Genomic DNA, 23,836 nt, shown 5'->3' on the forward strand with positions numbered 1-23,836 from the left:
TGTTCACGTTGCCCAGGAGTCAGAGAGAAGAAACCCGCCTCCAGGGCGGGTTCGGTGCACGTACGCGCTAGCCCGCCAAACTGATAATGGCGGTAATAATAATGGCGTTGACGTGCTGGAAAGTTTTCATGGGGTAGGAACTTAGCCGGTAGCGCAGCACAAAGTCAACACTTGGCCTGCTGCGCCGAAAGCGGCACATCGAATACCTTGTCGAAGCCCCACTGGAAGACAAACGCATAAACGAAGAAGAACACGAACAACGCCAGGTTGGTCAGCAACGCCGCCCACAGGCTGACATCCAGCCAGTACGCCACCAGCGGCAGCAGGATCAGCACCAGCCCGCCCTCGAAGCCCAGCGCATGCAGCAGGCGCCGCAGGAAAGTGCGCTCACGCCGGTGCTGGCGCGCTTCCCAGCGTTCGAACACCCAGTTGTAGGCCATGTTCCAGCTCATCGCGATGCCCGACATCAGCACCGACAGCACGGTCGACTGCGCCATGCCGGCACCGAACGCCAGCTCCAGCGCGGGCGCCACGCAGGCGACGGCGATGGCCTCGTAAAGGATGGCCTGGACGATCTTGCGTGCCTTGCCTTGCATGTTCAGCTCCCTGGGTAAACGACCTGTAAAACTACAAGAAGTGGCCCACAAGAAAAAGCCTGAAATTTGGACAACCCCGCGTTCGGCTGCTTGTATCTATCCAGTACAAACGGCAGCAAGTCGTACAACTTCGTCCAGGGAATCGAACGAGGATAAAGACGATGGCCCACCCCTTCCTGTCGGTGACCGGCAAATGAGCCTGGTATTCATCGACTTCCTCACCTACGTGCTGTTCGGCCTGAAGATCCTCGCGATCATCCTGGCCTCGCTGATGTTCCTGCTGGGTCTGGATGATCTGTTCATCGACCTGTGCTACTGGGGCCGCAAGCTGATCCGGCGCTTTCGCATCTACGACAAGTACGAGAAAGCCGACGAAAAACGCCTGTTCGAGGTACCGGAGAAACCGCTGGCCATCATGGTCCCGGCCTGGAACGAAGTGGGCGTGGTGGGCGAGATGGCGCGCCTGGCAGCCTCGACCATCGACTACGAGAACTACCAGATCTTCGTCGGCACCTACCCCAACGACCCGCAAACCCAGGCCGATGTCGACGCCGTGTGCCTGCACTACCCCAACGTACACAAGGTGGTCTGCGCCCGCCCCGGCCCCACCAGCAAGGCCGACTGCCTGAACAACATCATCGACGCGCTGCTGCGCTTCCAGCAGGACGCCGGCATCGAGTTTGCCGGTTTCATCCTGCACGACGCCGAAGACGTGATCTCGCCCATGGAGCTGCGCCTGTTCAACTACCTGCTGCCGAACAAGGACATGATCCAGATCCCGGTGTACCCCTACGCACCGGAATGGAAAGGCTTCACCGCCGGCCACTATGTCGACGAGTTCGCCGAGAACCACGGCAAGGACGTGATCGTGCGCGAGGCCCTGACCGGCCAGGTGCCCAGTGCCGGGGTCGGCACCTGCTTCAGCCGCCGCGCCATCAGTGCGCTGCTCGAGGACGGTGACGGCATCGCCTTCGACGTGCAGAGCCTCACCGAAGACTACGACATCGGCTTCCGCCTGAAGCAGAAGGGCATGAAGTGCATTTTCGCCCGCTACTCCATCACCGACCCGGCGCTGACCCTGAAGCAGGAATGGCGCCCGGGCATGAGCCGCGAATTTTCCCAGGTGATCTGCGTGCGCGAGCACTTCCCGCGCGACTGGCAGCATGCCATCCGGCAAAAGTCGCGGTGGATCATCGGCATCGTGTTCCAGGGCACCAGCAACCTCGGCTGGAGCCGCAAGGGCGCGCTCAACTACTTCCTCTGGCGCGACCGCCGCGGCCTGTTCGCCTACCTGCTGAGTTTCCTGGTCAACCTGTTGCTGCTGGTGTTGCTGGCCATGTGGCTGGTCACGGTGATTGCGCCGGAGTCGTGGCGCTTCATGTCGATCCTCAGCGACAGCTGGCTGCTGACCACCTTGCTGTGGCTGAACGGGCTGATGCTGGTCAACCGCTTGTTCCAGCGTGCCTGGTTCGTCACCCGCTTCTATGGCATCGGCGAAGGGCTGCTGTCGGCACCGCGGATGATGTGGAGCAACTTCGTCAACTTCTTCGCCAACCTGCGTGCCCTGCGCCAGGTGATGGAAATGGGTGACTCGCGGCGCGTGGCCTGGGACAAGACCACCCACGAATTCCCCGCCATCGCTGCCCCCGCCCGTACGCCGCTGGGTCAGCGCCTGGTGGCCAAGGGCCTGATCAGCGACGAACAACTGCAACAGGCGATCACCAGCCCGGTACGCCGGCGCCTGGGCCGCGAGCTGCTGCTGCGCGGCTGGCTGAACAGCGAACAGCTGGTCGCCACCCTGGCCGAGCAGATGGACCTGCCCTGGGCGCCGCTGAACCCGTTCAAGCTCGACCCGCAGCTGATCGCCAAACTGCCACGCAAGCTGGCTACCCACTACGGCGTGCTGCCCGTGGCCGAAGACGGCGACACGCTGGTGCTGGCCAGCGAAAGCCCGGTGAGCCAGGTGTCGCTAGGGGTAATCAGCCGCCACCTGAAGCGCCCGGTCAGCGCCCGCCTGGCGCCCCAGGGCCGGGTGACCCTGGGCCTGCGCTACCACTACCCAAGCCCCTGGCAGAAGGCGGAAACCCGCGACATGCTGGCCATTCTCGAGCGCCACCAGGACGACGAAGTGCTGCTGGAACAGGTCAGCCATCACCAGGTAATGCTCGGCGCCCTGCTGCAGGTGCGCGGCATGGTCCCGGTCACTTTGTTCAACCAGGCGCTGATCGACTTCGACCCGGAACACCAGAGCCTCGGCGAGCACCTGATCGCCCGCGGCATCATCACCGAGCAGGTGCTGCAGCAGGCCCTGATCGAACAGGCCAGCGAACAGCAGGCCGCCTTTGACCTGACCCGGGAGGTGGCATGAAGCCGCGCTTTTCCCTCACCTTCACTGGCTTGTTGCTGTGTTCCGCCGCCCTGCCCTGCGCCGCTTCGGCGCCGATGACCGACTTTCAGCGGTTCACCAGCTACCCGTTCATGGAGCGCAGCTACCGCGAAGCGAAGAAGGACAACTGGCCCGAGGTCGAACGCCTGACCCGCCACGTGCTAGGCCGGGTGCCGAACAACGACGAAGCCCGTGCGCTGCTGGTGGAGGCACTGGCTCACCAGCGCCGCTACAAGGAGGCCGAAGCCCTCGCCGAACAGTTGGGCGACAGCCCTGAATACGCCAACGCCCTGCTTGAACTGCGCCTGACCTGGATCGAACAAGACCCGCCGCCGGCCAGCCAGGTGGAACAATGGCTGGCCAACAGCGACGGCACCCACCGGGTGCGCCTGTGGCAGGCCTATAGCCTGAGCCTGGCCAAATTTGGTGGTGCCGCCAAGGCGCTGGACTGGCTCAACCATCTGCCGCCTCAGGGGGACGGCCAAGTGCTGCGCCTGGCCCGGGCCAACTTCGCCGAGCAACTGCGCAACTGGAAGGAAACCATCGAACAGCTGCAGCCGCTGGCCGACCAAGGCCAGTTACCTGCGCAAGACTGGCAGCGCCTGGCCAATGCCTATATCCAGCAGGTGGATGAAAAAGGGCTGAACGCGCTGCTGCCCAGCGCCCCCTCCCCCGACGCAGCCAACCAGGCTCGCCTGGCCATGGCCAACCGCGCCATTGCCGTCGGCCATAACCAGCAGGCACAGCGTTGGCTGCAGGCGTTGCCCACCGCAGAGCTGAACCAGCCCGAGCAGCGCCAGCAACTGTGGGAGCTGGCCCGCGCAGGCGACGACGCACCGCTGGTACAGCGCCTGAGCAACGAACTGCAACGGCCCTGCCTGGAAACCGTGGACTGGTTGTCGCGCCACGATCCGCAGCTGGCACGCGAGCAGTTCAAGGGCTGCACAGCCAGCACCGCCCCCAGGGCCTATGCCGTGCTCAAGCAACGCCTGTACGGCGACCCGCCCCAGCCCCCGCAACCACGCACTGCCGCGGAGTGGGAGCAACGCTATCGGCACAGCGGCGATATGGCCGCACTGGAGCAAGCCACCTTCCTGCTGATGCAGCAAGGCCATGACGAACACGCCCGGCAATTGCTGGAGCAGGCCTACGACCGCCACCAAGGCCGCCTTGCACCGTCGCTGCTGCAACGCCTTGGCAACCTGTATGCACGTAACGACGGGCCGCTGGACACCCGCCGCATGCTCGGCCTGGTCCCTCGGGTCGACGCCAGTACCCGGGCCCAGTTGCTCGGCCGCCTTGCCGAGGCTGGCCAGTGCGATGCCGTGCGCCAGGCAGTACCGGCCACCCCGAGCGAACCTGGCCAGTACCGCGCCCTGGGCCGCTGCGCCATGCCCGACCAGCCAGGCGAAGCGGTGGTCTACTACCAGGCCGCCGAGCGCCTGGGCGACAGCGGGAGCCGCCTGCCCCTGGCCTATGCCCTAGAAGCCGCTGGCGACTCCGAAGCGGCCCTACCCATCTGGGGCACCCAGCCCGACAGCGCCTGGACCGACAACGCCCGCCTCACTGCCGCTCGCGGCGCGTTGAACGCCGGCGACGCACAAGCGGCCCGGCGCTATTGGGACGCCGCTGCACACGATAGCGCCGACGACTGGGCCCTGGGTGCCGCCATCGCCCAGCACCAGGGCGATTACCAGGCGGCGCTGGGCTTTCAGCGCCAGGCCCTGGCACACAACCCGCGGGCCGACCACTACTACGCGGCCTCCAGCACCGCGCAACTGGCTGGCGACAGTGCCCAGAGCAGCGCCTGGCTGGCAGAAGCCGTGCGCCTGGCTCCCGACCAGCCCCGCTACCGCGCCGACTACGGCATGCGCCTGGCCGGCTCGACGGACAAGGCCCAGCGCCGCCAGTCGATCCCCTACCTGGAACGCGCCACCCACGACTTCCCCGAGGACTACCGCCTTGGCGAGACGCTGGCCTTGCGCTATGACGAAGCCGAAGACAGCGCTTCGGCGCGCCGGGAACTGCGCCGCATCCTCGATGTGGAGCAGGACCTGGTCGACGGCGACGACGAATACGGCAGCCTGGAAGCGCGCAAGTACCGCCAGCGCCGCGCCCACGAAAGCCTGTCGCGGCGCGACACCATCACCCTGGCCAGCACCTGGTCGCCGGCCGGTACCTCGACCAACGACAAGTTCCTCGACAATGGCCAGCGCAGCGGCACTTCGCGCCGCGCGCAATCGCAGAACGTGCAACTGGCCATGTGGGACCACGCCCTGGGCGAGGAGCCCAGCCGCAACGGCAGCACCCTGTCGGTGTATGGCCGCGTGCTGTTCGGTGGGCAAAGCCGCACCGACTACGCGCAAAGCATGGGTACCGGTGTCGGCCTGCGCTACAAACCATTCGGCCAGGCCAACCTCAACCTGTATGCCGAGCTGTACCACCAGCGTCAGATCGACGAGGAACACTACCGCGGGCTAAGCCTGGGCCAACTGCTGAGCCCCGCCAAGGTCGGCGGCAACTGGGGCGACCTGCGTCACCACGCCGAATCGAGCAACGACCTGCTGTTGCGGGCCACCGCTTCTTTCCTCGACCAGGGCGACTGGCGCAACGACTGGCGGGTCGATGAAGACGACTGGAACGAACGCTTCCTCTACCTCGACGCCGCCTGGTGGACCCGTGCCGGCGACCACGCCTGGCTGTCGCGCTACCAGCAAGGCCACGCCTGGAAGCTGCCGGGCAGCTCACCGCAAACCATCATGCCCTATGGTTTTGTCGAGTTTTCCAGCCAGGACCCGAGCAACGACTGGCGCCAGGACGCCCGGGCCGGGGTGGGCGTGCGCTGGCAATGGTGGTTCGATGACGACCGCTACAACGCCTACCGCGGTTCGCTGAAAGTGCGTGCCGAGTACCAGCAATCGCTGGGCGGCAATCTATACGAGCGCGCCAATGGCGTGCTGGTCGGTGCGGAGATGACATTCTGATGCGTACGTTCCTGGCCCTCTGCCTGGTTGCCCTGTGCCTGCCAGCCAGCGCCGACCAGCGCCTGTTCTACCAACCCCTGAACCGCGACGCCAATGTCACCCCCGCCCAGTGGCAGCAGCTGTGGCACGCCACCGTGGCCCAGGGCGGCAAAACCCTGATCGTGCAGTGGAGCGCCTATGGCGACAGCGATTTCGGCGGTGCCCGGGGCTGGCTGGCCGACAGCCTGCGCAGCGCGCGTGCCCAGGGCCTGCAACTGGTGCTGGGGCTGTACATGGACCCGGCCTATTACCAGCGCATCGACGAGCTGGACGGTGAAGGCCTGAACAGTTACTGGAAGGCGCAGCTGGGGCGCTCGCTCAGCCAGTACCAGCAACTGCGCCAGGCGTGGCAGTTACCGGTGGACGGCTGGTACCTGCCCATGGAGCTGGACGACCATCACTTTCGCGAGGCCGAGCGCCGGGATGCCCTGCACAGCCAGTTGCAGGCCTTCAACCGGCAACTGGACAAGCCTTTGCACATCAGCGCTTTCAGCGCCGGCAAACTCTCACCGCGGGTCAATGCCGCATGGCTGGATCAACTGGCCGGGTTGGGCTTGACTGTGTGGTGGCAGGATGGCGCCGGGACCGGGCGCTTGCCCGCGTTGGTGCGCCAGGGTTACGAGCAGGCCTTGCCGTGCCGGGTTGGCGTGGTGCGCGAAGCGTTCCGCCAGGTGAGCGCGCCTGGGCAGGCGTTTCGGGCTGAGCCTGCCCAGCCGAAGCTGGGCGGCGGGTGCCATGCCGAGGCGGTGTTCGACCTGCGTTACCGGCCATGGGCCCGGGGTGTTCTGCCCACCAATTGAGTCCCAGGCCTGGCCTCTTCGCAGCACAAGGCTGCTCCTACAGGAGAAATGCGTCACCTGTAGGAGCAGCCTTGTGCTGCGAAAGGGCCGGGACCGGCATGGTAGTACTCTCAGGAGCCCGAATGTTCAAGACCATCGAAGCCCACGTTCGCAAGCAGGTCGCCCCCGCCGCCCTGCGCGCCGAGTTCCGCCAGCACGAATTCGAGGTCATGCGCCCGTTCTGCCTGTTGGTATTCTGCGTCAGCATCCTGATCTGGCTGGTGTTCGACCTGATCGTCAGCTTCCTCGGCGGCCAGGGTTTCACCTGGCTGTCCTATCTGTTCATCACCCTGCTCGGCAGCCTCACCGTGGTACTGCGGTTCACCCGTCGCAGCCATCACTTCGATGTACTCAACCTGCTGTTCATCGCCGCCATCACCCTGGGCATGCGCCTGGTGATCGAAGGCATCCCGGTGGCCCAGCGCCCGGTATGGCTGGTGCTCGGGGTGTCCACCGTGCTGTATGCCGTTTCGGTGCTACCGGTGCGGCGCTGGTCGTTCTTCTGCGCCATGGCCATCACCTGGGTGGTGCTCAACCCGTTCTACCACACCCGTATCGAAGCGGACGCACTCGAAGGCGCCATGCTGTTCAGCTACGCGGTGTTCCTCAGCGGCCTGGTCATCTACAGCTACTTGCAGATGCGCAAGGCCAAGCTGCACAACTTCTACCTGTCCAAGGTGCTGCTGGACCAGGCCTATGTCGATGCCCTGACCGAAATCCCCAACCGCCGCTCGTTCATGGCCCAGGCCGGCCACCAGCTGCGCCTGGCCACGACCGAGCAGTACCTGGCGATGATCGACATCGACAACTTCAAGCGGGTGAATGACCGTTTTGGCCATGACGTGGGCGATGAAGTACTCAAGCGCGTGGCCCTGCATATCAAGGCGAGCATGGCCGGTTACGAGTTTGCCCGACTGGGTGGTGAGGAATTCGCGATCTTTTTCCAGGGGCTGGACCAGCAAGGCGCCGAGCAACGAGTGGCGGCGCTGTGCCAACGAGTACGTGAAGATGTTGGCGAACACCCGGTAACCATCAGCATCGGCCTGGCCCGGGTGGACCAGGGCGACAGCCTGACCACGGCGCTGGTGCGCGCCGACCAGGCGCTGTACGAGGCCAAGCACAGTGGCAAGGACCGGTTTGTGCTGTGGTCTGCCCGGCTGGCAGAAAGTGATTAGCAGGCCCGGCCCTTTCGCGGGTAAACCCGCTCCCACAGGTGCTCCACAGTGTGTGAAATCTGTACGGCTCTTGTAGGAGCGGGTTCACCCGCGAAAGGGCCGGTACAGGCACCCCATCACCCGGCAGGCAAGCGAATCCGGAACTGCGCGCCCCCCAGCGCCGACTGCGCCACGGTCAAGGAGCCACCCTGCCCCTCGATCGCCCGCCGGCTGATCGCCAAGCCCAGGCCAAACCCGCCGGTATTGCGGTCACGGCTACGGTCCAGGCGGTAGAACGGCTGGAAAATCCGCTCGCGCTCCTCCACCGGAATACCGATCCCGTCATCCTCCACCGTCACCAGGCAGGCGCCATCGTCTTCCAGGCGCAAGCGCAGCAACAGGCTCTCGTCGCAGTAACGCATGGCATTGCGCACCAAGTTCTGCACCGCCCGTGCCGTCAGCCGTGGGTCCAGCACAAAACGCGGCAAATCTCCCTCGGCCCGCACCTCCCACTGGATACCCCGGCCATCGAGTTCCTCGGCAAAGCCGCCGAGTACGCTGTCGACCAGCTCCAGCAACGACACCTCGACCCGCTCGCGGGCCTGGTCGGCGTTGTACAACCGGCTGTAGGACAACAGCTCCAGTACCAGCTCATCCAGCTCACGCACATGCCCCACCAGCTCCAGCAGGCGCTTGCGGCTGGCCGGCGGCACTTCGTCGAACAGCAGCACCAGGCCGAAGTCCAGCCGGGTCAACGGCGTGCGCAACTCGTGCGACACCGCATTGAGCAGCTCGCGCTGCTGGTTCACGTGGCGTTCCAGGTCACTGGCCATGGTGTCGAACACCCCGGCCAGTTCACCGATGTTGGAGTGCGGCGAGATGTGCGTACGCTCGGCCATCTGCCCCTGACCCAGGCGCCGGGCGGTTTCCTTGAGGCGCTCCAGGTCGCGCCAGTGCGGCCATACCCACAGCAACAGGCAACCGAGCATCGCTGCACCGATCAGCACGGTCACACCCCACGACAGCACGTTGATATCCAGCGGGTCTGGCGGTGAGTGCAGACGCACCAGCCATTCCTTGTCCAGCGGCGCCAGCACCGTCTCGTAGTAGCCCCATTCGGCGATGCGCACGGCGTACAGGCCGTGCTCCAGGCGCGCCTGCTCGTCCTCGCTCAGGTCGGCCTGGTCCATGCGCAGCAGTTGCAGTTCCAGCGGTGCGAAATCACTGGCCAGCTCTTGCTCCACCGCCGGCCACTGCTCGCGCGGGGCCTGGCGGAACTGGCGCACGATCAGCGACTGCACGCCCTTGGCCTGGTCCAGGTTGTAGGCCATGAAGCGGTCCTGGAACAGGCCGACGATGCTGTCGGGGATGAACAACAGCGCACCGGCATAGGCAACGATGATCACCAGGTACAGCCGCACCAGAATCTTCAGCATGGGCGGTCAGCACTCCCACTCGACACGGCTGAACAGATAGCCCTTGCCCCACACGGTCTTGATCTTGCGGGCTTCGCCGGCGTTATCGTCGAACTTGCGCCGCAGCTTGGAGATGGCCACGTCCACCGAGCGGTCGGTGCCGTTGAACTCGATACCCCGAAGTTGCTGCAGGATGCGGTCGCGGTTCAGCACTTCGCCGGCATTGCGCGCCAGCACCACCAGCAGGTTGTACTCGCCGCTGGACAGCTCCACCTCTTCGCCACGCCAGCTCACGGTGCGCTCGGCCAGGTCGATGCGCAGTCCACCGATCAGGATCAGGTCGTTGTCCAGGCGCGGCTCGTTGACGCTGCTGCGACGCAGCAGGGTACGCACGCGGGCCAGCAGTACACGCGGTTCGCAGGGTTTGGTCACGTAGTCGTCGGCGCCCATTTCCAGGCCCAGAACCTGGTCGTGGCTGTCGTCGCGGGCGGTCAGCATCAGGATCGGCAGGCCCTGCGACTCCTGGCGCAGCAGGCGGCACAGCTGCAGGCCGTCGATGCCCGGCAGCATCAGGTCGAGGATGACCAGGTCGGGCTTTTGCCGGCGGTACTCGTCAAGCACATGATCGCCACGGGCGATCACCTGGACATGGAAGTCGTTGCGTTGCAGGTAGCTGGCGATCAGTTCGGACAGAGCGCTGTCGTCTTCGACCAGGAAAATATTCGGCATAGGTGCTTGGAAGTCTGGGTTGTAGTAGGCCTTGCCGGCCTCTTCGCGGGTAAACCCGCTCCCACAGGGACTGCACAGATTCCAGATGCTGTGCGGTCCCTGTGGGAGCGGGTTTACCCGCGAAGAGGCCGGTACAGGTACACGCAGAATATAGAACCCTACAGGTCGAGAGGATTGTTCTTCACACTTTTTCACACTCGTCCTACAGGTATTAACAGCCACGCAAGGAACGCCTGCCGTAGCATACCGGCGGTCATCATCGGAAGATCCGTATGTCTACTACCCTCCCCCCACGCTTGCGCCCGTTGGCGCTTCTGGCGTTCCTGAGCCTGTCCCTGGCCGGCTGCGACGACAGCGCCGAACAGGAAGAACAGGCCCCCACCCCGCAAGTGCGGGTGGAAACCCTGCAACTGCAGCCACTGGCCATCAGCAGTGAGCTCAGCGGCCGTATCCTCGCGCCGCGCACCGCCGAAGTGCGAGCACGTGTCGCGGGCGTTGTGCTCAAGCGGGTGTATCGCGAAGGCAGCGACGTCAAGCAGGGCGATGTGCTGTTCCTGATCGACCCGGCGCCGTTCAAGGCCGACCACGACAGCGCCCGCGCCACCCTGGCCAAGGCCGAGGCCACCCTGTACCAGGCACGCCTGCAGGAGCAGCGCTACCGCGAACTGGTCGACGACAAGGCCGTCAGCCGCCAGGAGTACGACAACGCCAAGGCCAGCTACCTGCAGGCCGATGCCGCAGTGGCCGAGGCCAGGGCCGCGCTGGAACGCGCCCGCCTCAACCTCGGCTACGCCACCGTGACCGCGCCGATTTCCGGCCGGATCGGCCGCGCCCAGGTCACCGAAGGTGCGCTGGTCGGGCAGAACGAGACCACGCCCTTGGCGACCATCCAGCAGCTGGACCCGATCCACGCCGATGTCACCCAGTCGACCCGCGAGCTCAACGCCTTGCGCCGCGCCATGCGTGCCGGCGAGCTGCAGCAGGTGGGCGACGGCCAGGCCCGGGCCACGCTGATCCAGGACGATGGCAGCACCTACCCGTTGCCGGGCAGACTGCTGTTCTCCGACATCAGCGTCGACCCCAGCACCAACCAGATCACCCTGCGCAGTGAGTTCCCCAACCCGGACCTCGACCTGCTGCCCGGCAGCTACGTGCGCGTGCGCCTGGAGCAGGCCGTGCAGCCCAAGGGCCTGAGCGTGCCGCAGCGCGCCATCCTGCGCGACAGCGCTGGCGTGCCCAAGGTGCTGGTGGTCGACCCGCAGGCCCGGGTCAGCGACCGCCAGGTAGTACTGGGCAGCGCCCAGGGCGACCGCTGGATCGTCAGCGAAGGCCTGGCCCCCGGCGAACGGGTGGTGGTGGAGGGCCTGCAACACGTCAAGGCCGGTGACCAGGTGCAGGTCGACAATGCATCAGGGGCATCGCCCATCGCACAGCACACTGGCCAGTGAGGGCCTGATTCATGCCGCAATTCTTCATCGACCGCCCGGTATTCGCCTGGGTGGTCGCCCTGTTCATCCTGCTGGCCGGTGCCCTGGCCATCCCGCAACTGCCGGTGGCCCAGTACCCCAACGTGGCCCCGCCGCAGGTGGAAGTCTACGCCGTATATCCGGGCGCTTCGGCGGCGACCATGGACGAGAGCGTGGTCAGCCTGATCGAGCAGGAGCTCAACGGCGCCGACAACCTGCTGTACTTCGAGTCGCAGAGCAGCCTGGGCAGCGCCACCATCACCGCCACCTTCGCCCCGGGCACCAACCCGGACCTGGCCCAGGTCGACGTGCAGAACCGCCTGAAGGTGGTCGAGTCGCGCCTACCGCGCCCGGTAACCCAGCAAGGCCTGCAGGTGGAAAAGGTCTCCACCGGCTTCCTGCTGCTGGCCACCCTCACCTCCGAAGATGGCAAGCTCGACGAAACCGCCCTGTCGGATATCCTTGCGCGCAACGTGATGGACGAAATCCGCCGCCTCAAGGGCGTCGGCAAGGCCCAGCTGTACGGTTCGGAACGCGCCATGCGCATCTGGATCGACCCGCGCAAGCTGATCGGCTTCAACCTCACGCCCAACGACGTGGCCGAGGCCATCGCCGCGCAGAACGCCCAGGTGGCCCCCGGCAGCATTGGTGACCTGCCCACCCGTGGCACTCAGGAAATCACCGCCAACGTGGTGGTCAAGGGCCAGCTGAGCACCCCCGAGGAGTTCGCCGGGATTGTCCTGCGTGCCAACCCGGACGGTTCCACGGTGACCATCGGCGATGTCGCCCGGGTCGAGATCGGTGCCCAGGAATACCAGTACGGCACGCGCCTGAACGGCAAGCCGGCCACCGCCTTCAGCGTGCAGCTGTCGCCGGGCGCCAACGCCATGGAAACCGCCACCCTGGTGCGGGCGAAGATGCAGGACCTGGCGCGCTACTTCCCCGAAGGCGTCAAGTACGACATCCCCTACGACACCTCGCCATTCGTCAAGGTATCGATCGAGCAGGTCATCAACACCCTGTTCGAAGCCATGCTGCTGGTGTTCGCGGTAATGTTCCTGTTCCTGCAGAACCTGCGCTACACCCTGATCCCGACCCTGGTGGTGCCGGTGGCCCTGATGGGCACCTTCGCCGTGATGCAGGCCTTAGGCTTCTCGGTCAACGTGCTGACCCTGTTCGGCATGGTGCTGGCCATCGGCATCCTGGTCGACGATGCCATCGTGGTGGTGGAGAACGTCGAGCGGATCATGGCCGAAGAAGGCCTGCCGCCCAAGGAGGCCACGCGCAAGGCCATGGGCCAGATCAGCGGCGCGATCGTCGGCATTACCCTGGTGCTGGTGGCAGTGTTCCTGCCCATGGCCTTCATGCAAGGCTCGGTGGGGGTGATCTACCAGCAGTTCTCGCTGTCGATGGCAGTGTCGATCCTGTTCTCGGCGTTTCTCGCCCTCAGCCTGACCCCGGCGCTGTGTGCCACCCTGCTCAAGCCGGTGGCCAAGGGCGAGCACCACGAACGCAAGGGCTTCTTCGGCTGGTTCAACCGGCGCTTCGAGGGCATGAGCAACGGTTACCAGCGCTGGGTGGTGCAGGCGCTCAAGCGCAGCGGCCGCTACCTGCTGGTATACGCGCTGTTGCTGGCAGTGCTGGGCTATGGCTTCAGCCAACTGCCCACGGCGTTCCTGCCCACCGAAGACCAGGGCTACACCATCACCGATATCCAGCTGCCGCCAGGCGCCAGCCGCATGCGCACCGAACAGGTGGCGGCACAGATCGAGGCGCACAACGCCGAAGAGCCCGGCGTGGGTAACACCACCTTGATCCTGGGTTTCAGCTTCTCGGGCAGCGGGCAGAACGCGGCACTGGCCTTCACCACGCTCAAGGACTGGTCCGAGCGCGGTGCCGACGACAGCGCCCAGTCGATCGCCGACCGCGCGACCATGGCCTTTACCCAGCTCAAGGACGCCGTGGCCTATTCCGTGCTGCCACCGCCAATCGACGGCCTTGGCGAGTCGACCGGCTTCGAGTTCCGCCTGCAGGACCGCGGCGGCATGGGCCACGCCGAGCTGATGGCCGCCCGCGACGAGCTGCTGGCAAATGCCGGCAAAAGCAAGGTACTGACCAACGTGCGCGAAGCCTCGCTGGCGGAAAGCCCGCAGGTACAACTGGAAATCGACCGCCGCCAGGCCAACGCCCTGGGCGTATCGTTTGCCGATATCGGTTCGGTGCTGGACGTGGCCGTGGGTTCCAGCTACGTCAACGACTTCCCCAACCAGGGCCGCATGCAGCGGGTGGTGGTGCAGGCCGAAGGCGACCAGCGCAGCCAGGTCGAAGACCTGCTGAAGATCCACGTGCGCAACGACAGCGGCAAGATGGTGCCACTGGGCGCCTTCGTCCAGGCCAGGTGGGTCAGCGGCCCGGTGCAGCTGACCCGCTACAACGGCTACCCGGCGGTGTCGATTTCCGGCGAACCGGCAGCCGGCTACAGTTCGGGCGAAGCCATGGCCGAGATCGAGCGCCTGGTGGCCCAGCTGCCGGCCGGTGCCGGCCTGGAATGGACTGGCCTGTCGCTGCAGGAGCGGCTGTCCGGCAGCCAGGCACCGATGCTGATGGCGCTGTCGTTGCTGGTGGTGTTCCTGTGCCTGGCAGCGCTGTACGAAAGTTGGTCGATCCCCACCGCAGTACTGCTGGTAGTACCGCTGGGCGTGCTCGGTGCGGTGCTGGCGGTGACCCTGCGCGGCATGCCCAACGACGTGTTCTTCAAGGTCGGCCTGATCACGTTGATCGGCCTGTCGGCGAAGAACGCCATCCTGATCATCGAGTTCGCCAAGAGCCTGGTCGACCAGGGCGTCGATGCCGCTGACGCTGCCGTGCAGGCCGCGCGCCTGCGCCTGCGCCCGATCGTGATGACCTCGCTGGCGTTCATCCTGGGCGTGGTGCCGCTGGCCATTGCCAGCGGCGCCAGCTCGGCCAGCCAGAAGGCGATCGGTACCGGGGTGATCGGCGGCATGCTCAGCGCCACCCTGGCGGTGGTGTTCGTGCCGGTGTTCTTCGTGGTGGTGATGCGCCTTGCCGGGCGACGCCAGGCGGGTAAGGCCGACACGCAGGCCGTGACCAGCGACAGCTGACTGGACAAGCCCCGCGTGAAATGGGAGGGTTCCCGGCATTGACTGCCCGGAACCCTTTTTCATGCCTGATGCCCCCCCCTGCTCCATCCTCATTCTCGCCGGTGGCCGCGGCCAGCGCATGGGCGGCCGCGACAAGGGCCTGGTCGACTGGCAGGGCGAACCGCTGGTGGCGCATGTGCAGCGCGTGGTACGGCCGCTCAGCGATGACCTGGTGATTTCCTGCAACCGTAACCAGCAGGCCTACCAAGCGTATGCCGACCAGTTGGTGGGCGATGCCGAGGCGGACTACCCCGGGCCGTTGGCGGGGGTGATTGCCGGGCTCAAGGTGGCGCGGCATGAATGGGTGGTGCTGCTGGCCTGTGATGCACCGCTGGTTGACCGGGGGTTGATCGAGGACCTGCTGCACCTGGCGGTGACCAGTGACAGTGCGGCCATGGTGCGCCAGGGTGGGTACTGGCAGCCGATGTTCAGCGTGCTGCCACGCCGGGTGTTGCCGGTGCTGGAGCAGGCCTGGGCGGCGGGCGAGCGGAGTTTGCAGAAGGCCTTGCTGCGTGAAGCGGTGCAGGGGCTGGAATGTGCCGACGATGATCGCAGGTTGAGCAACTTCAACAGCCCGGAGTTGCTGCAAGGCTGAAGTCATTTGCTGCCTGTGCCGGCCTCTTCGCGGGTAAACCCGCTCCCACAGGTACTGCACAGGCCTCAAGGGCAGTGGAGAATCTGTGGGAGCGGGTTTACCCGCGAAGAGGCCAGCACAGGCGACACCTCACCCGGCAGACAGCTCCTCGACACTGATCTCGCGCATGCGGAACTTCTGCACCTTGCCGGTCACCGTCATCGGGAACTCATCGACAAAGCGGAAGTACCGCGGCACCTTGAAGTGCGCGATCCGCGCCTTCGCCCACTCGCGCAGCTCCTCCGCGCTGGCCGTATGCCCCGGGTGCAGCCGCACCCAGGCCACGATTTCTTCACCGTACTTGCTGCAAGGCACGCCAATCACTTGCACATCGGCCACCGCCGGGTGGGTGAAGAAGAACTCCTCCAGCTCGCGCGGGTAGATGTTCTCGCCGCCGCGAATGATCATGTCCTTGCTGCGCCCGACAATACGCACATAGCCCTGCTCGTCCATTACCGCCAGGTCGCCGGTGTGCATCCAGCCTTCCTCATCGATGCTTTCGGCCGTGGCCTTGGGGTTGTTCCAATAGCCCAGCATCACGCTGTAACCCCGCGTGCACAATTCGCCGATCTCGCCCCGCGGCAGCGTGTTGCCATCAGCATCGATCACCTTGTTCTCCAGCCTTGGCTGAGTGCGCCCGACGCTGGTCACGCGGCGCTCCAGGTCGTCGCTGGCGCCGGTCTGCAGCGACACCGGGCTGGTTTCGGTCATGCCGTAGGCAATCTGCACCTCGGCCATGTGCATCTCGCCGATAACCCGGCGCATCACTTCGATCGGGCAGGTGGCGCCGGCCATGATCCCGGTGCGCAGGCTCGACAGGTCGAACTCGCCGCGCTGGGGGTGGTCCAGTTCGGCGATGAACATGGTCGGCACACCGTACAAGGCAGTGGCCTTTTCTTCCGCCACCGCACGCAGGGTGGCCAATGGGTCGAAGGCGTCGTTGGGGTAGATCAGGGTGCTGCCGTGGGTCATGCAGCCGAGGTTGGCCATGACCATGCCGAAGCAGTGGTACAGCGGCACCGGCACCACCAGCCGGTCATGCTCGGTCAGGCCCAGGCTTTCACCGACCATGTAGCCGTTGTTGAGGATGTTGCTGTGGCTGAGGGTGGCGCCTTTCGGGAAACCGGTGGTGCCCGAGGTGTACTGGATATTGATCGGGTCGTCGCAGCGTAGCTGTGCCTGGCGCTCGGCAAGGGCTTCGCGGCTGACGGCCGCGGCACGGGCCTGCAGGTCGTGCCAGGCGAGAAAGCCCGCCGGTGGCGCGACGGCCAGGCTGACCACACCGCGCAGTTCGGGGAAGCGTTCGCAGATCAGGGCGCCCGGCTGGCTGCTGGCCAGGCCCGGAACCAGGCCCAGCAGCATGGCGTGATAGTCGGATGTCTTGAACGCGTCGGCGCAGATCACCCAGCGGCAGCCGGACTGGCCGAGGGCGTAGTCCAGTTCGCTGGAGCGGTAGGCCGGATTGATGTTGACCAGGATCGCGCCAACCTTGGCGCTGGCGAACTGGGTGATACACCACTCTGCGCAGTTGGGTGCCCAGATGCCGAGGCGGTCACCGGGCTGCACGCCCAGGGCCATCAGCGCACGGGCGTGCTGGTCGACGGCGTCGGCCAGCTGCTGCCAGGTGTAGCGCAGGGCCTGGTGGCGGACGACCAGGGCGTCACGGTCGGGGAAGCGGGCGACGGTGGTGTCGAAGGCGTCGCCGATGCACTGGGTAAGCAGGGGTTTGTCCTGGTTGCCCTGGGAGTAGCTTGGCTGGGGCATGGGCGGTCTCTTGTTGTTCTTGTGTTGATTGAGCGGGCCTCTTCGCAGCACAAGGCTGCTCCTACATTGGAGTGCAGGAGCCTGTAGGAGCAGCCTTGTGCTGCGAAGAGGCCAGTGAAGCCACCCTGGAGCTAACGGATGAACACCTGCGGCGTGGTGGTGGACATGTCCCCACCCGGCAACTTGATGTTCTTCACTTTCTCCAGCGTATCCGGGTTGAACACCGCCAGGTCGTTGAAGGTGCCGCCCAGGTACAACTTGTCGCCTTTCTTGTCGAAGGCCACGCAGTAGTAAGTGTGGTCCAGATTCGCCGCCTTGATCAGCTTGCGCTGTTTGAGGTCGTACTTGGCCAGGCGGTTGAGCACGCCGTAGATCTGGTTCGGGTCTTTCGGCGAACGCAGCCCGGTGAAGTACAGCTCGGTCAGGTCGGCAAATTCCTGGGTGTGGGTCTTGCCGGTCTTCAGGTCGACGCTCAGGTAGCCATACAGCAGATCGGCGGTGGCCGGGTCCTGCTTGTCATCCTTGAACCTGGCAATGGTGTACAGCATCGAAAACTCGTGGCGCGGGCTCTGGTGCGGCCAGAAGTACAGCACGTCCGGGGCGCTGTAGCCTTTGCGGTTCCAGTTGCGTAGCGGCAAGGCCACCGTGTACTTGCCGGTCTTCACGTCCATCTTGTAGATGTCCGGCCCGGCGACGTACAGGCTGCCATCGTCCGCCGCACGCATCAGGTACACCTGGCGCGGCATCGGAAAGGTGCGCACCGGCTTGGCTTCCAGGCCATCGGCGGTGCTGAACACCTCCAGCCGCGGTGGCTTGACCACGTAGTGGTCGTTCAAGCGCTGGGTCGGGTTGACCGTGGCGTACACTTCCTTGCCGTCCGGGCTGATGGCGAACGAGTACATCGACCGGCCCACCTCACCCGGCACGCTGGACAGGTTGGCGTGGAAGGTGTTCTTGCAGGTGTCCAGGTCGATGCCGTAGATGTCGCCGTAGTGGTTGTTGAGCACGTAGGCGGTGCGGTTGTCCGGCGCCATCATCGCGGTGCCGGGGCCGAACTTGTCGGGCATCACGCAGCTCTTGTACACCGTGTCACTGGCCACATCGACCACGTGCAGGTTGTTCGGGTAGTTGGTCACGATCATGTATTCGTGGCCAGCCTTCAACGCCGGCCCGGTGTCGGCGGCCTGTACCAGCCCGGCACAGGCCGTGGCGGCGATGGTGAGCGCGAGTGACGCGCAGCGTCCAGCTTTCATGCGGTTTCCCCTTGTCATTCTTGTTGGGCCGGTCACTTGTCTTTCGGGAACACGGTGCCGAGGTTGCGCCAGTCTTCCGCCGAGTTGCTCGCCTGGGCGTTCCAGTCCTGGTAGGTGCTCATCATGTCCGGCACCTGGGCCGGCCACCAGCAAGGGTCGGAGCAGCCATACAGGTCGGCCTCCATCGGCTGGCACAGCGAGCTCACGCCACCAAAGGCGTCCACTTCCCAGCCCGGGTCGGTGGTGGCGGTGCAGCCCGCCACTGCGCTCATGGCCATGACTTCTTCGACGCGGTCTTCGGCGGCGGCCTGCTCGAGGATGCGCGCCTTGTTGTTCAGGGGCTTCAAGTGCTTCATGTCAGTGCGCCTTCCGCGGGGTGATGTAGCGATCGATGAAGGCCGGGTTGGCGGCCATGATGCGGCTGTAGACTTCGATGCCGAAGTCGACCCAGTCGCGCATCAGTTCGCAATAGTGGTAGGTCGGGTGCTGCGGGTCGCCATAGCGGGCATAGCTTTCGTGGTAGCAGCCGCCGGAGCACAGGTTGCGGATGCGGCAGCTGTCGCAGCCGGTGTTGCTGCGGTCCAGGCGCTGCGACAGGAAGTCGTTGAGCTGGGCCTGCTTCACGCCCTGGTGCACATTGCCGAAGGTCGGCAGGCTGGAGCCGGTGAAGCGGTGGCACAGGTTCAGCTCGCCCTCATGGTCCACTGCCAGCATCTTCAGCCCGGCGCCGCACGGCAGGGCCTTCTTGTGGCCTTCGTGGATGTCGGTGATCAGCTGGTGCAGGTTGGAGAAGCCGATGTTGCGGTGCTCCAGCGCAGCCTCCAGGTAGCGCCGGCCCAGCGCCTTCATGTTGGCGAACACCTGCACCAGCTCTTCGCCGGTGAGGTTGAAGTTGGCCATGTCGCCGGAAGTGACCGGGGCAAAGCCGACTTCCGCGAAGCCCAGTTCGTTGAACAGGTGGTTCCAGATGGTCTCGACGTCGGTGATGCCACGGGTCAGCGTGACCCGCGCGCCCACCGGGCGGCTGTGGTAGCGCGACAGCAGCATGTCGACCTTGCGCCGCACCACGTCATAGGTGCCCTGCCCGCCCACGGTGATGCGGTTGCGGTCGTGCACGGTCTTGGGGCCGTCGATGCTGACCGACAGGCCGAAGCGGTGGGCATTGAGCCAGTCGACGATCTCTTCGTTGAGCAAGGTGGCATTGGTGGTCATGATGAACTCCACCTGCTTGCCCGCCTCGGTGAAGCGCCGCTCGCAGTAGGCGACCATGTGCTCGATCAGTGGCCGGTTGGACAGCGGCTCGCCACCGAAGAACACCACGCTGTAGCGCTGCTCGTCGGGCGACTCCTTGAGCAGCATCTCCACCGAAGCCTCGGCGGTGGCGGTACTCATCTTCTTGCCCGCGGACGGTTTGTCCAGGTCTTCCTTGTAGCAGTAGGTGCAGCTGAGGTTGCAGCCGGTGTTGACGTTGAGCACCACGGTGTTCAGCGCCGTGCGCTCGACCTGCTTGAGGGCGATTTCCGGGGTCAGCGGCGAGCCGTCGCTGACCAGTTCCAGCGCGATCAGCTCGCGCAGGGTGTCCTGGATATCGCTGCCGGCAAACCGCTGGCCAAGGCGCTGCATCAGCTCCTCGGCCGAGCAGCCTTGCTGGCGCAGGGTGTCGATGATGCCGCCGGTCACCGCGTCAGCGGTGAACAGCGAACTGCTGGGGATATGGAACAGCATGCGGTCGGCGTCGACCTGCACTTCATGCAGGTTGCGTTCGACCAGGTTCAGTAGCGCGCCCATGGCGACCTCCCGATAATCGATCCGTTGGAAAACCGTAAGCCCCCTGCCGTTACGGCAGCGGCGGGTTGTTCCAGCGCTGTACGGTGACGATCATGTGCCCCTCGCCAGTCTGGCCACCGTCGGCCAGGGTGGCGATGACCTTCAGGTTGCCGGCGTTGTTGGTCATCATCTTGCGCTCCGGGTTGGGGCCGGCACCGCCTGGCACGAACACGCCATCGTCCTGCATCTTCCCGGCGAACTTGACGTCTTCGTCCTCGACCGCACGCTCGTTGAACGGCTCGACCTTCCAGCTGGCCGGCAGGTAGCCGATGCGCAGCGGCTGGCCATTGGCATCCTTGCCCCAGGCTTCGGCCTCGAAGCGGCCCTGCACCTTGGGCACCGAGGCACCGTTTTCGCCGATGCGGGCGATAGAGAACGCCGGCACCACTTTCACTTCCTCGACTTTGTCGTACACCGCCAGGTTGACGCCCTTGAGCGCCCCGATGGCGACTTCGCGCTGGCCTGGTTTGGCATCGGCCGCGGCGCGGGCCTTCACCCGTACCAGGGTCGGGGTCTGCTCCAGCACCTCGGTCACTTCCACGCCAGCGCCCAGGTCCGGTTTGCCGGCCAGGCCGCTGCCGACCAGGGTGATCTCGCTTTCGCCACCGGCCTTGATGAATGCCGGTTGCACCGCCAGCAGGCGCGCCTTGCCCTCCTTCACTGCGGTGAAGTCCAGGCCACGCTCGTCGTGCTCGGCCTCGAACATGCGGCCCTTCATTTCGCCATCCAGCGCGGCGAACACCTGGCGCAGGTTGGCGTCGCCGACCTTGACGTTGCCACGCCATTCATAGCCGTTGTAGAGGATCGCCGAACCGCTGCCATTGAACGGCGTGCCGTCGGCATAAGCGCCCTTGACCTCGACCTTGAAGGTGTCACCCTGGTCAGGCGTGACGCTCATCACCCCGCGCACATCGCCCTTGGCCAGCATGTGGCCGCTGAATGCCCACTGGCCCGGCAGCGCATCGGCCTTGGGCCTGGCTTTCTGCCATTCGGCCCACGCCGCGCTTTCCAGCGGGTAGCGCTTGGCCAGGTCCGGCACCACTTGTTGCAGGGCGATCGGCAGCCAGTCGCGGTCACGCGCCTGGGCCTGGTATTCGAGGGACGGCCACTGGCCGAGATGGAAGTTGACCAGGTGCTCCCATTCCTTGGCCGGGCGCCGCTGCAAGGCGACACGGGCACCGGAGTGGCAACGGCCACAGGTTTCGCTGAGCTGGGTGTCGAACTGCTCGACGGTGTTCAGCCGGCGCTCCATGGCATAACGCACGCCATCGGTTTCGCTGGGCGCCAGGCCCTGCTTGTCGGCCAGGTACTTGACCAGGGTGCGGCGGTCGTCGTCGCTGATCTGCAGGCCGTGCATCACCTGCATGCGGGCGATGCTCATCAGCCAGCCTTCCGGCGTCTTGCGCTGGTGGCTGATGCGGCTGTAAGTGTCGTTGCCTTCGGGGATATGGCACCCCATGCACTTGTTCTGCAACAGGCTCGGGCCCTGCTCGGCCGCCATGGCCTGGGTGCTCAGCAGCGCGGCGGCGACCAGCGCCAGTTTGCCCGCATGCCGCCGGAGTCGAGTCGTCTTCAAGGTCAGACCTCCACGGTTGTTGTTCTTATCGTTTTCGCACGCTTTGGTACAGCAGGTGTGCATGTGACGGTTGCGATACAGGAACTGTGCCAGGTGCTGTAAAAGTGTTTTAAATCAAGCCATTGAGGACAATTACCGGATAATGGCAATGCAAGGACAGCTTCTTTGAGCGTCCCATTCCGCGACTGAGTGTTTCACCTTGAGACACTGGGCCTGCTGCGCAGGCCTTTCGCGACACAAGGCCGCTCCTACAAGGGATCGCGTACGGCCTGTAGGAGCGGCCTTGTGTCGCGAAAGGGCCGCACAGCGGCCCCCGCTTTTACTGTTTCACCACCGTCTCACACCGTCTCAATGTGCAACAGCGCAGCCCTGCAATCCCAACCTTGCACCAGGACAAAACCCAACCCGTTCAACGGCTTGCGGCCATCTACCGACCTTGGCACGCCCATTGCGCCTATGCCTGTCACATCCAATGACAAGAGGCACCGTCCCATGCTTTCCGAACTGCCCATCCTGCCCGCCACCCGCGCCTTTCTCGAACGCAAGCTGAAGATGCGCATCGGCGCCGACTGGCAGGACGCCGCCAGCGGTCGCACCCTGTCGTTCCGCAACCCGGCCACTGGCGAGGTACTGGGTGAAGTGCCCGCCGCCGAGGCCGAAGATGTCGACCGCGCGGTGCGCGCCGCTCGCCAGGCCTTCGACGATTCGCCGTGGAGCCGCCTGCGCCCACGCGAACGGCAGAACCTGCTGTGGCGCCTGGCCGACCTGATGGAGCGCGACGCCCGCCAGCTGGCCGAACTGGAATGCCTGAACAACGGCAAGAGCGCCGCCGTTGCCCAGGTGATGGACGTGCAACTGGCCATCGACTTCCTGCGCTACATGGCCGGCTGGGCCACCAAGATCGAGGGTAGCACTGTCGAAGCCTCGATGCCGTTGATGCCCAACGACCAGTTCCATGGTTTCGTGCGGCGCGAGGCAGTGGGCGTGGTCGGCGCCATCGTCGCCTGGAACTTCCCGTTGCTGCTGGCCTGCTGGAAGCTCGGCCCGGCCCTGGCTACCGGTTGCACCGTCGTGCTCAAGCCCGCGGACGAAACACCGCTGAGCGTGCTCAAGCTGGCTGAACTGGTGGACGAAGCCGGCTACCCGGCGGGCGTGTTCAACGTGGTCACCGGCACCGGCCTGAACGCCGGCGCCGCACTCAGCCGCCACCCCGGCGTGGACAAGCTGACCTTCACCGGCTCCACCGAGGTCGGCAAGCTGATCGGCAAGGCAGCCATGGACAACATGACCCGCGTCACCCTGGAACTCGGCGGCAAGTCGCCGACCATCGTCATGCCCGACGCCAACCTGCAGGAAGCCGCCGCCGGCGCCGCCACGGCGATCTTCTTCAACCAGGGCCAGGTGTGCTGCGCCGGGTCCCGCCTGTACGTGCACCGCAAGCACTTCGACAACGTGGTGGCCGACATTGCCGGCATCGCCAACGGCATGAAGCTGGGCAGCGGCCTGGACCCTGCGGTGCAGATGGGCCCGCTGATCTCGGCCAAGCAGCAGGACCGCGTCACCGGCTACATCGAGCTTGGCCGCGAGCTGGGCGCGACCATCGCCTGCGGTGGCGAAGGCTTCGGGCCGGGCTACTTCGTCAAGCCGACGGTGATCGTCGATGTCGACCAGCGCCACCGCCTGGTGCAGGAAGAGATCTTCGGGCCGGTGCTGGTGGCGATGCCGTTCGATGACATCGACGAAGTGATCGGCATGGCCAACGACAACCCCTATGGCCTGGGTGCGAGCATCTGGTCCAACGACCTGGCCGCCGTGCACCGGATGATCCCGCGCATCAAGTCGGGGTCGGTGTGGGTCAACTGCCACAGCGCCCTCGACCCTGCCTTGCCGTTTGGCGGCTACAAGATGTCCGGCGTCGGCCGTGAAATGGGGGCGGCTGCCATCGAGCACTACACCGAGCTGAAATCGGTGTTGATCAAGCTCTGATCATTTTCCTGTACCGGCCTCTTCGCA

Annotated in this window: 16 protein-coding genes; 8 read left to right on the forward strand and 8 right to left on the reverse strand. The window is 65.4% G+C overall.

What is annotated here, in order from left to right:
• Positions 1 to 164 precede the first annotated feature (164 nt).
• Entirely contained in the window at positions 165 to 596 is a 432-nt protein-coding gene (locus M1D87_RS14725) for a PACE efflux transporter (protein WP_003259966.1), read from the reverse strand.
• Between the two features lie 193 nt (positions 597 to 789).
• Here M1D87_RS14725 and nfrB point away from each other — a divergent pair, with 193 nt between their 5' ends.
• The 4 genes from nfrB (at position 790) to M1D87_RS14745 (ending at position 8,019) form a co-directional block, all read left to right on the forward strand.
• Entirely contained in the window at positions 790 to 2,964 is a 2,175-nt protein-coding gene (gene nfrB, locus M1D87_RS14730; protein ID WP_123085187.1) for a cyclic di-3',5'-guanylate-activated glycosyltransferase NfrB, read from the forward strand.
• Entirely contained in the window at positions 2,961 to 5,966 is a 3,006-nt protein-coding gene (locus M1D87_RS14735; RefSeq protein ID WP_123085186.1) for a phage receptor, read from the forward strand. Before nfrB ends, M1D87_RS14735 begins: the two co-directional genes overlap by 4 nt.
• Positions 5,966 to 6,805, forward strand: coding sequence for a DUF4434 family protein (locus tag M1D87_RS14740; RefSeq protein ID WP_123085185.1), 840 nt, complete (start codon positions 5,966 to 5,968; stop codon positions 6,803 to 6,805). The genes M1D87_RS14735 and M1D87_RS14740 overlap by 1 nt, the downstream gene beginning before the upstream one ends.
• Positions 6,806 to 6,927: 122 nt before the next feature.
• On the forward strand, positions 6,928 to 8,019 hold the full coding sequence (locus tag M1D87_RS14745; RefSeq protein ID WP_123085184.1) for a GGDEF domain-containing protein: 1,092 nt from the start codon (positions 6,928 to 6,930) through the stop codon (positions 8,017 to 8,019).
• A gap of 116 nt (positions 8,020 to 8,135) precedes the next feature.
• Here the strand turns inward: M1D87_RS14745 and M1D87_RS14750 are convergent, their stop codons facing one another.
• Positions 8,136 to 9,434: an ATP-binding protein gene (locus M1D87_RS14750; protein ID WP_123085183.1), complete on the reverse strand. Its 1,299-nt coding sequence runs from the start codon at positions 9,432 to 9,434 to the stop codon at positions 8,136 to 8,138.
• Between the two features lie 6 nt (positions 9,435 to 9,440).
• The gene (locus M1D87_RS14755; RefSeq protein ID WP_003259958.1) at positions 9,441 to 10,142 is read right to left on the reverse strand and encodes a response regulator; all 702 of its coding nucleotides are present in this window, start codon (positions 10,140 to 10,142) and stop codon (positions 9,441 to 9,443) included.
• Between the two features lie 272 nt (positions 10,143 to 10,414).
• On the opposite strand from M1D87_RS14755, the gene M1D87_RS14760 reads away from it, so the two are divergent.
• The 3 genes from M1D87_RS14760 (at position 10,415) to mobA (ending at position 15,364) form a co-directional block, all read left to right on the forward strand.
• The gene (locus M1D87_RS14760) at positions 10,415 to 11,590 is read left to right on the forward strand and encodes an efflux RND transporter periplasmic adaptor subunit (RefSeq protein ID WP_123085181.1); all 1,176 of its coding nucleotides are present in this window, start codon (positions 10,415 to 10,417) and stop codon (positions 11,588 to 11,590) included.
• Between the two features lie 11 nt (positions 11,591 to 11,601).
• A complete protein-coding gene (locus tag M1D87_RS14765) occupies positions 11,602 to 14,730 on the forward strand; it encodes an efflux RND transporter permease subunit (RefSeq protein ID WP_232880502.1) in 3,129 nt (1,042 codons plus the stop codon).
• A 61-nt stretch (positions 14,731 to 14,791) separates the two neighbouring features.
• A complete protein-coding gene (mobA, locus tag M1D87_RS14770) occupies positions 14,792 to 15,364 on the forward strand; it encodes a molybdenum cofactor guanylyltransferase MobA (RefSeq protein ID WP_421091793.1) in 573 nt (190 codons plus the stop codon).
• Between the two features lie 129 nt (positions 15,365 to 15,493).
• Here mobA and M1D87_RS14775 read toward each other — a convergent pair whose 3' ends face one another.
• The 5 genes from M1D87_RS14775 to peaA all read right to left on the reverse strand — a co-directional run bounded on the left by M1D87_RS14775 (position 15,494) and on the right by peaA (position 21,823).
• The gene (locus M1D87_RS14775; protein ID WP_123085180.1) at positions 15,494 to 17,167 is read right to left on the reverse strand and encodes a fatty acid CoA ligase family protein; all 1,674 of its coding nucleotides are present in this window, start codon (positions 17,165 to 17,167) and stop codon (positions 15,494 to 15,496) included.
• Positions 17,168 to 17,298: 131 nt separating this feature from the next.
• Positions 17,299 to 18,420 carry a quinohemoprotein amine dehydrogenase subunit beta gene (peaD, locus tag M1D87_RS14780; protein ID WP_015270567.1) on the reverse strand — a complete coding sequence of 374 codons (1,122 nt, stop codon included), beginning with the start codon at positions 18,418 to 18,420 and terminating at the stop codon, positions 17,299 to 17,301.
• A gap of 32 nt (positions 18,421 to 18,452) precedes the next feature.
• The gene (qhpC, locus tag M1D87_RS14785) at positions 18,453 to 18,776 is read right to left on the reverse strand and encodes a quinohemoprotein amine dehydrogenase subunit gamma (RefSeq protein ID WP_004375838.1); all 324 of its coding nucleotides are present in this window, start codon (positions 18,774 to 18,776) and stop codon (positions 18,453 to 18,455) included.
• A 1-nt stretch (position 18,777) separates the two neighbouring features.
• Complete coding sequence (peaB, locus tag M1D87_RS14790) at positions 18,778 to 20,208, reverse strand: quinohemoprotein amine dehydrogenase maturation protein (protein WP_123085179.1); 1,431 nt, start codon at positions 20,206 to 20,208, stop codon at positions 18,778 to 18,780.
• 49 nt (positions 20,209 to 20,257) lie between these two features.
• Entirely contained in the window at positions 20,258 to 21,823 is a 1,566-nt protein-coding gene (peaA, locus tag M1D87_RS14795; RefSeq protein ID WP_123085178.1) for a quinohemoprotein amine dehydrogenase subunit alpha, read from the reverse strand.
• 492 nt (positions 21,824 to 22,315) lie between these two features.
• Between peaA and M1D87_RS14800 the strand changes: the two genes are divergently transcribed.
• On the forward strand, positions 22,316 to 23,809 hold the full coding sequence (locus M1D87_RS14800) for an aldehyde dehydrogenase family protein (RefSeq protein WP_046614337.1): 1,494 nt from the start codon (positions 22,316 to 22,318) through the stop codon (positions 23,807 to 23,809).
• The last annotated feature ends 27 nt before the right edge of the window (positions 23,810 to 23,836 follow it).

The organism is Pseudomonas sp. SA233 (assembly GCF_054792385.1).